This is a genomic window from Neisseria sp. 83E34, from assembly GCF_001308015.1.
GTDB lineage: Bacteria > Pseudomonadota > Gammaproteobacteria > Burkholderiales > Neisseriaceae > Neisseria.
On record NZ_LGYH01000019.1, the window covers coordinates 1 to 8672 of the forward strand.

General features: G+C 46.3%; 7 protein-coding genes and 2 pseudogenes. All 9 read right to left on the reverse strand.

All coding sequences use genetic code 11. The annotated features are described in order from the left end of the window. Positions 1–341: 341 nt before the first annotated feature. Positions 342–884, reverse strand: coding sequence for a hypothetical protein (locus AKG09_RS11300; RefSeq protein ID WP_054619536.1), 543 nt, complete (start codon positions 882–884; stop codon positions 342–344). A gap of 62 nt (positions 885–946) precedes the next feature. Beyond that, the gene (locus AKG09_RS12275) at positions 947–1507 is read right to left on the reverse strand and encodes an RHS repeat-associated core domain-containing protein (RefSeq protein ID WP_231623943.1); all 561 of its coding nucleotides are present in this window, start codon (positions 1505–1507) and stop codon (positions 947–949) included. A gap of 34 nt (positions 1508–1541) precedes the next feature. Next, positions 1542–1784 (reverse strand): hypothetical protein, encoded by a 243-nt coding sequence (locus AKG09_RS11310; protein WP_197272156.1) that lies wholly within the window; start codon positions 1782–1784, stop codon positions 1542–1544. A gap of 32 nt (positions 1785–1816) precedes the next feature. After that, positions 1817–2116: an HYD1 signature containing ADP-ribosyltransferase family protein gene (locus tag AKG09_RS11750; RefSeq protein ID WP_082392043.1), complete on the reverse strand. Its 300-nt coding sequence runs from the start codon at positions 2114–2116 to the stop codon at positions 1817–1819. Positions 2117–2317: 201 nt separating this feature from the next. Further along, positions 2318–4257, reverse strand: a pseudogene (locus tag AKG09_RS11315) (RHS repeat-associated core domain-containing protein); the annotation flags it as partial. Positions 4258–4403: 146 nt separating this feature from the next. After that, positions 4404–4934 (reverse strand): ankyrin repeat domain-containing protein, encoded by a 531-nt coding sequence (locus tag AKG09_RS11320; RefSeq protein WP_054619539.1) that lies wholly within the window; start codon positions 4932–4934, stop codon positions 4404–4406. Beyond that, positions 4935–5603: a GH-E family nuclease gene (locus AKG09_RS12405; RefSeq protein ID WP_082392047.1), complete on the reverse strand. Its 669-nt coding sequence runs from the start codon at positions 5601–5603 to the stop codon at positions 4935–4937. A gap of 6 nt (positions 5604–5609) precedes the next feature. Then, a pseudogene (locus AKG09_RS12370) lies at positions 5610–5962 on the reverse strand (RHS repeat-associated core domain-containing protein); the annotation flags it as partial. 662 nt (positions 5963–6624) lie between these two features. Further along, a partial coding sequence (locus tag AKG09_RS11340) for an RHS repeat-associated core domain-containing protein (protein ID WP_054619542.1) occupies positions 6625–8672 on the reverse strand: 2048 nt, incomplete at its 5' end.

An 8672-nucleotide genomic window follows, 5' to 3' on the forward strand; every position in this document is an offset into this window, starting at 1 on the left:
CGGCACTTGCGGCGGAGCGGGCGGGGGCGGCCAACAGAAGTCGGGCACCATAAACACCACGCGGAACTTGCTGCTCTTACGGGCGATTTTGTTGATGGCCATGAATATGCTCCTGTTTCGGTAATCTTCATTAAAGCGGTTTGCGGTAGAAAAATATTCGTTTATGCGTATGCGGACAATGAAGGCGGTATGGGGATAAATTCGGTTTGCGAACCGCGGCAGGCTTGGGCGGCGGCAATTTGGTCTCCCCGTTCGTGCCGCGCGATAAACCTGAGTTGGCACGAAGCGCAATCTGATTTTCAGACGAACTTAGAAGACATGAGCAGGATAGTCCATATTATTTATTGCACTTCCGAGCCATTTAGTAATTTTTTTAAATCATCTATTTTATTTTGAGAACAATCTTGTAGAAATTCTGATTCATGTGAAATAAAGGTTAACAAAAATGTTTTCAGATGAATGCTTAAAGAATCTTTAACTATCATTATTATCCGATTAAGAAAATCTTCTGAATTAACTATATTTGTAATCAACATATTTAATTCGAAATGACAATATCGACTTAATAAATGAATTTTTGAAAAAATTAAATCAGTGATTTGTTTTTGTTGCAATTCATCAAAACTAATAATATTGATTGCTCTAATAAAATCTGAAATACTTTCAACTTCTAAAAATTTATTATGAGTTAATATATATTGAATAAGCTCAAATTCTTTTTGAGAAATTACAATTTTATTAGGAAAAATTTCTGATAGGATATATAGGTGTCTACGAATCTTATCGACAGGAATAGTATCAATAAATATTATTAACTGTTCAATATCTGTATCCTCTAAGAGACTGTTCATATAATTTTTTATTGTTAAATCATTTCTTGACATAAGAAACTTCCTAATTAATACATTGAAAGATTGTTTTGCATTATTTACATATAATTTAATTTTTACTGTGCTAAAGCACCCCCTAACGCACCAATAGCAGCTGCATCGCCAAAAGGTCCATCAAATGGGCTAATAACTGCTGCTACTGCTACAACTCCAAGACCAGCAATTAACAAGTAATTTTTATTAGATTTACTTTTTTCTTTTTCAGATGAACAGTTTGTACATTTTGTAGCAGGCGCAGAAGGTGGAGGTGGTTTATCGCAGCCATTATCTACCCACTCTTTTTCAGCTTTAGCTAATTTACTATGTGCGGCATTTAATAGCTTTACATGTCCTCTGACTGTATCTTGAAGAGCTTCCCCGGGGCCAATTCTCCACGGTAAGTTTTGTGGATTACTCTCAAGATCAGGGATACGTTTTTTATATATTTCATCTTTAAGATTTTGTATTCTAGCTGCAATAGATGCACATTTTTGAGCATTATATAAACCCAACGAATCAATCCATCCCGTCGTATTTGGCGCAAAGGTATATAGATTCTCCCCACCCCACAACCCAATCGGATCCTGATTAACAAACCGTCCTGAGTCCGGTTCATAGTATCTGAATGAAGTTGTAATGCAGCCCCGTGCACGATAGGCAAGTTATGCTTGCTTAATCATATTGTCCATGTGTTTTATGATCATAATCTTCTCCTAAAATTTCTTTCCTTTGTTCTATGGTCAATGAGTTCCATACTGTTTCATAATATAGCTTATGAATAACTGGGTAATATGTATCTCCAAATTTTTGTATAATATTGATGTCGCCTGATCTATCAGGATCGTGAAATATTTCATTTAATTTATCTAGCAACAAATAGATTTCCATAACATCATCTTGGTTTAGAATTTTCATATATTTTTTCTTCATAAATAAACCTCTTAGTATTAACGATTTTTGTGGTAAGTTGGATTTCTGCCATACAATCCGAATGGCCCATCATGCACAAACTCAATAGCTTTACTGTTCCGGGAATTAGGTCTTGGTGTAAATTCTCCTGGACAGGTATCAAAATCAACATAATGGCCTGCTCTTCCTGGTTTTAAGCCGAATTTTTTCTCAAAGTCTTTTGCACTCATAGGCTTTCCTTTCGCAGGAACAGCAAATACTTTATTTTGATCACTTGGAATAATGACATTTAAAGATTGAATTCCTTGAATTCCTCTCGTATTAGTAAAATGACGCATACGAATCTTTTTTTGTCCTGGACATGGATCTTTTTCTTTTTCACACTTTCCTTCACAGGTAGTAGCTGTATCTGTTGCTGTAACAATAGTTCGAGGAGCTGTTCTACTGACAGCTCCGCCTCTGACAGCACCTCTAACTCCTATTCCAGCAGCTGCACATGCCGCAGCATGAGCGGGATTTGCGCAGCTTGCAATAGATAAAAGCCCTAAGGAATCAAACCAGCCTGTTGTATTAAGGGCAAAAGTATATAAATTGATCCCTCCAGCTAACCTAATCGGATCCTGATTAACAAACCTACCGCAGTCCGATTCGTAATAGCGGAAGAAGTTGTAATGCAAGCCCGTTTCTTTATCACAGTATTGATTTTGAAGCCGGAACGGCTGATGGGCATTTGTGATATTGGTTTCCGATTTGAGTTTACCCCAACCGTAATAATCCCCGAACCACAATAGATTGCCCTCTTTATCGGTCATTTCGCGCGGAATGCCGATTTGGTCGCAGTGGAAATAATGGATACTTTGTTCGGTTCCTTCTTCGTGTGTCCAATCACGGATTTGCGCCAGCGGTTCGTAAGAATCTTGGTCGGTGTAGATGTAAGTGTAAAGGCCGTCTGAATTTTGTTCCTGCAACAGATGGCTGCCGTCCCACAGGAAGGCAATTTCGCTGTCTAAAATATCTTTGCCGTTCTCTGTTTTCAGACAGGCATTATCTGTTGAATGCCTGTCTGAAACTTCGTTAGCGTTTTCTTTCAGACGGCCTTTGCTTATCCGCCGACCCAACGCGTCGTAGGTATAAACCCATGTCTCTTTACTGCCGTCTTTCTTAAAGATTTCCACCTTAACCAATTGGTCGTGCAAATCATAGAAATAGTTCTGCACTTCGCCGTTTGGCAGTTCTCTATGAATCAGGTTGCCGAGGCCGTCGTAGTAATAGCTGGTGCCGTTGTATTCTTTAAGACGGTTGTCTTTTACTGCGTTGTCCCGATGCCTGTCTGAAAGGATATTGTGCGCCGGGTCGAAGGCGAACCGTTCGTTGTCCGCTCGGGTGATTCTGCCCAGTTTGTCGTACTCGAAATGCGTCGTGCCCGTCCGCAGGTCGCTGCTGTGGAGCAGGTTGCCGGTTTTGTCGTAGCCGTAGCTGCGTTTGACCGCGGTTTGGGCGGGCGTGCGGGCGGGTATGTAACCCGCCGCTACGGCTGCTCTGCCGTTTTCAGACAAGCCGTTGAGTTGTGCGGTTTGGGCTTTCAGACGGCCTACGGGATCCAGTTCGTAGCGGCTGGTCAAGGCTCCCTGTGTCCTTTCGATTTCGCGGTGCAGCTTATCGCGTTCGATGTCCGTGATGACTTCGCCGTCGAGGTTGATTTGGTGCAGGTGGCCGCTGCCGTAATACAGATAGTTGATTTGTCTGCCGTCGGGCAATACGGTGGTGGTGCGGTTGCCGTTGAAGTCGTAATGGTAACGGATGCTGTTGGTGATCGGCTGGAACAGCATATCGTATTGCGGGTCGCGCCAGTCGGTGTCTATCAGGCCGTTTCGGGCATTCTCTTCTTGGGCCGGTACCTTCCTCCTGCGTTGTAGTCGAAGCAGGTAATGCTGTGCGCATTGGCGGCACGGATAAGGTTGCCGTTGGGGTCGTAATGATAGGCGGTTTCCTGAACCTTGCCTGTGCTGTCGTGGGCAAAGGTTTGGGTCAGGCGGCCCAAGATGTCGCGTTGGAACTCGGTGATTCTGAGCGGGGTTTTGTCTTGGAGGCCGTCTGAAAGCGGTGTCCTGTCCGTGCTTTTAACGGGTTGCCCGCCGTATTGCGCCATCAGTTTGGCGGCAACGGAGGCATCGTCGCCGTATTCGCTCTGCTGCACCAGTTCGCTGCCGGCGTTGTAGTGGTAGGCGGTCAGTTTACGGTCGAAGCCGCTTTCGGCCACCAAACGGTCGAGCACGTCGTAGGCGAAGCGGTAGCGGGCGCCGTTTTCGTTGGTGAGGCCGATGAGCCTTCTTGCTTGGTCGTACTGGTAGCCGAAGGTGTGACCAAGCGCATTGGTTCTTTGTGTAGGCAGACCGTCTTGGCCGTATTCGTACGCGGTGGTGTGGCCTTCGCCGTCGGTATGGGCGGTCAGGCGGCCGGCGGCATCGTAGCCGAGGGTGGGCAGTTGGTTGAGCAGCGACATCTACGGAAAGGCCGTCTGAAAAAGGGGGGGAAGGTTTTTTTCAGACGGCCTCAAAGGCGGGAGAAGGCGTGCGTACGGTTATGCCGCTTGGGGCGGCTAACCGTACCTGCGCGGGCTGCCAATCAGGCATACTTTTCCATTATTGCAATAATGGCTTTAAACGCTGCTTCTTCCGAAAAATACGTTTTGATTAGTTCTAAAATTTCCAGCCCGCTGTTGCCGCTCTTGTAATGCACATCCGCACCGCATTGAAGCATTTTCTCCAATACGTCCAACCTTTCCGGCATTCCGCCTATCATTGCCAAAGGAATGGTGTTGTCTATATTCGGAATATTCGGGTCTGCCCCCGCTTCCAGCAACGCCAGCGCCGCATCGCCATTTTTCGCACGCATCGCATAGTGCAGCGGCGTCATGCCGTAAACGTCCTGTGCGTTTACCTCTACGCCTTTGTCCAGATAAAACTTGACAGTTTCTACTGGGGATGGGTTGATTAAATTGGCGCGGTGCAAATAATTCCACCGTTCTGATTCGGTGATATGCAACGGATTAAATTGACCTGTATCCGCCATTTTCTGCAGAAAGGCTATATCACCAAGCCTATTTGCCCGGGTAATCTGCATTCCAATATCATTTTCGTAAGGATCATTGCTCATTTACTTTCCTTTCCTTAAAAATTCCTGCATATCATCTTTAATATTTTGCAGTTCATCAATCCCAGGTTTCTCAAACTTATGGCTCAGATTATCTTTTGCATTTTCCAGCTTAAGGTTCTGCGGCCTGGCATTGACATAATCATTAACCTGTTTCTGCGACATACCCAATTCGTCCGCCGCCTTCAGTATCCGCCTGTTCTCCCAACCGTATTCGTGGCCGATATGCACGGGCGGTTTGACGACTTCAAATGTATCTTTATGCATATACGAACCATCAGGTAATTTCGTATAACGTCCGTAAACATCCTTCTCGGTCTGCGAACGCAAAGATGGCCGCGTCAGCTTGGTGTTCAGTTTGTTTGGGTCATCGGCATACCTGCCCTTGCTGTCCCTGTATTTCCCCTGCGCGTCGCGTTTGCCGGCACATTTGCCCACTCCGCAGTTTGGTTTTTGCGGCGTTTTTGCTTGCGGTTTGGGCGCCATTTTCGGCATTTTGACCTTCGGCCCCCGCCTGCCGCCAGTGGCCATGTTTTCCAGCACTTCGTGCAGCGGCTTTTTCAGGTATTTCTGTGACAACGCATCCATATCTTCGTAACTCGGCATCTCAAACGCTGATGTCGAACTCTGCGTCGGACGGTTCGCCTCGGGAATGGATTTGCCTATATCCATAGGCTCCAGCCCCAACGGGTCTGACCATACTGCAGCATTCGGTGCAAACCCGTACAAATTCTCCCCGCCGTCCAACCCGATCGGATCCTGATTCACAAACCTCCCGATATCGGGGTCGTAATAACGGAAGAAGTTGTAATGCAGTCCCGTCTCACGGTCGCAATACTGGTTCTGCAACCGGAACGGCTGGTGCGCTGTTTCCGTTACGTTGGTCTCGCTCTTCAACTTACCCCAGCCGTAATAATCGCGCCGAACCACAATAAATTGCCGTCCCTATCGGTCATCTCTCGCGGGATGTCGATTTGGTGGTAGTGGAAGTAGTTGATCTCCGGCCTGTTTTCGCCGTCTGTGTCGGTGTAGATTTCAGGCTTTGTAGTGGTGCTTGCTTGAAAAAATGCGTGCGTATCCTTACATCCTACAAGTAGGCTACGCTTGCTGAACGGTTGATGGAATTGGTGATGTTTATTGTACAGGCATTTAAATATGAAAGCGGATTTGTTGTTGATGCATACGCCTTTGGTAAAGTTTTTGTTGTATCTCCAAGGTCGGTAAACAGCAAGAAAGGATCTGTGGGCGGGACTAGGTGTGAAACAGCAATCCAGTACCAAACAGATAATGTAGTAAGCGCTATCACGATGGGGATATGATCTAGAGGGATGTAAGTGAGTTTCAAGTGTCTAAAAAGATTAAATAAAATTAAACAAAAAATCTAAAATAGAACAACTAATGGTCGATTTACATTTGTAATCATTTATTGTAAACAAATTGAAAACAAACAATATTGTACTTAGAGAAAAAACAATTAGTTCCTGAAATTTATTCTTAATAAATAAAAATGTACTAAATATATAAATTAACAGGCATAAAAAAGCCAATGCATAAATCGTGAAATGGAGGTAATTGAGAAAAATTGCACTTGCGATAATTTTTTTATTTATGAATAAAAATGTAAAGTATAAGATACTTGGAATGCTTAATAAAAATTGAGTAATAAAAAGCTGTTTTATCATTATCTGATATTTCATTTGGGTATTCCTTTTAATTGCTCATATATATCTTTGGTTCCTCCCCAACCATCCCAATACCAACTATTAGTATTAATATCAAATGGTTCATAATGCGTAGCATGCCCTACACCTCTGCCTGTTAATGGACTATATGTAGTAGCCACAACAGCGCCCCTGCAATACTGTGAGCTACCATCGGATATATCTGAGTTGGATAAAATATCAACGCTTTTATTGGTCGCGATGTTTGTACAAGTATAGGTGCATAGCTTTCGACCATCTCTATATCCTAGTCCGCCACCCCCTTCTTTTTCTTTAGCAATACATTTGTAACTCTGCAATCCTAAAGAGTCAAACCAAATTTGGATATTGGGAGCATACTGATATAGATTTTCTCCACCCCACAAGCCAATCGGATCCTGATTCACAAACCTTCCGATATCGGGGTCGTAATAACGGAAAAAGTTGTAATGCAGTCCCGTCTCACGGTCGCAATACTGGTTCTGCAACCGGAACGGCTGGTGCGCCCTGCCCGTTACGTTGGTCTCTTTAACCAATTTGCCCCAAGCGTCATACTCCCCGAACCATATCAGATTGCCGTCCCTATCGGTCATCTCGCGCGGTATGCCGATTTGGTCGCAGTGGAAGTAATTTATATCTTGGTAGGTTTCACCTGCTTCGTTGGTGTAGTTGTGTATCTGCGCCAAAGGTTCGTAGCTGTCCGTATCGGTGTAGATGTAGGTGTAACGTCCGTCGGCATACACTTCCTGCAACAGGCGGCTGCCGCTCCAGATGAATTCGGTTGCGTCTCCGAGGCTGCCGTCTGCTTTCAGACGGCCTTTCCTTATCCTGCGTCCCATGGCGTCGTAATCATACACCCATATTTCTTTTTCCCATTCCCCCGTGTTCGGATTGTGTCTGAATGTTTCCGTTTTCACAAGTTGGTGGAACAGGTCATAATACAGGTTTTGGGTGGTACCATCCGGATGCTCTTTGTGGATGGTGTTGCCGAAGTGGTCGTAGAAGAATTTGGCGCCGTTGTATTCCCGAATACGGTTGTCGCTTACGGCTTTGAGGCCGTCTGAAAGCGGTGTTGCTGCAGAATCGAGCGTGTTATTTGTTCGGGTGCTGAGGAGGTTGTGCGCGGGGTCGAAGGCGAACAGTGCGTTTCCCGTTTTGGCAATCTGCACGAGTTTGTCGTATTCGAAATGCGTGGTGCCGCTTCTTTGGTCGGTCGTGTGTGTCAGGTTGCCGGTGCGGCCGTAGCCGTAGCTGCGGTTGACGGCGGTGTGGGTGTATTTGCTTTTGCCCGTTTCCGTCAGGGTGGCCAGTTGGGCAATCTGTTTTTTCAGACGGCCTAGGGGGTCGAGTTCGTAGCGGCTGGTTAAGGCTCCCTGCGTTCTGCTGATTTCGCGGTGCAGTTTGTCGCGTTCGATGTCGGTTACGGTGTCGCCGTCGAACAGGATGCCGTGCAGGTGGCCGCTGCCGTAATAGAGGTTGTGGATGCGTTGGCCGTCGGGTAGTTCCACCGTGGCCAAATTGCCGCCGGCGCTATAGAAATAACGGATGTCGGCACTTTTGCCCAGCAGGAACATATCGTGTTCGGGATTCTGCCAATCCAATTCGGGCAGGCCTTGCGCGGCGCAGCTTGCAGCATCGGGCAGCCTGAGGGCGTATTCGCCGATAAGGCCGCCGCCGGTATTGTAATCGAACGCACTGCTGTGTCCGGCCGTGGCGGCGCGCACGAGCCTGCCGTCGACGTCGTAATGATAGCTGCGCTGTTGGACGGAACCGTTTTGACTGCGCACTTCGATGTGTTTCAGACGGCCTGAACCGTCGCGGACGTAATCGCTCACAATCAATGGTGTGCAGTCCTTAAGGCCGTCTGAAAGGTTTGTTTCGGCAGGAATATCGAGGATACCGTATTCGCTCTGTTGCACCAGTTCGTTGCCGGCGTTGTAGTGGTAAGCGGTCAGTTTACGGTCGAAGCCGCTTTCGGCCACCAAACGGTCGAGCACGTCGTAGGCGAAACGGTAGCGGGCGCCGTTTTCGTTGGTGAGGC

Coding starts and splice junctions, on each gene's coding strand:
- AKG09_RS11750 (WP_082392043.1), bottom strand. CDS start 2,116: ATGCGTCATTTTACTAATACGAGAGGAATTCAAGGAATTCAATCTTTA.
- AKG09_RS11320 (WP_054619539.1), bottom strand. CDS start 4,934: ATGAGCAATGATCCTTACGAAAATGATATTGGAATGCAGATTACCCGG.
- AKG09_RS11300 (WP_054619536.1), bottom strand. CDS start 884: ATGTCAAGAAATGATTTAACAATAAAAAATTATATGAACAGTCTCTTA.
- AKG09_RS11310 (WP_197272156.1), bottom strand. CDS start 1,784: ATGAAAATTCTAAACCAAGATGATGTTATGGAAATCTATTTGTTGCTA.
- AKG09_RS12405 (WP_082392047.1), bottom strand. CDS start 5,603: ATGGATATAGGCAAATCCATTCCCGAGGCGAACCGTCCGACGCAGAGT.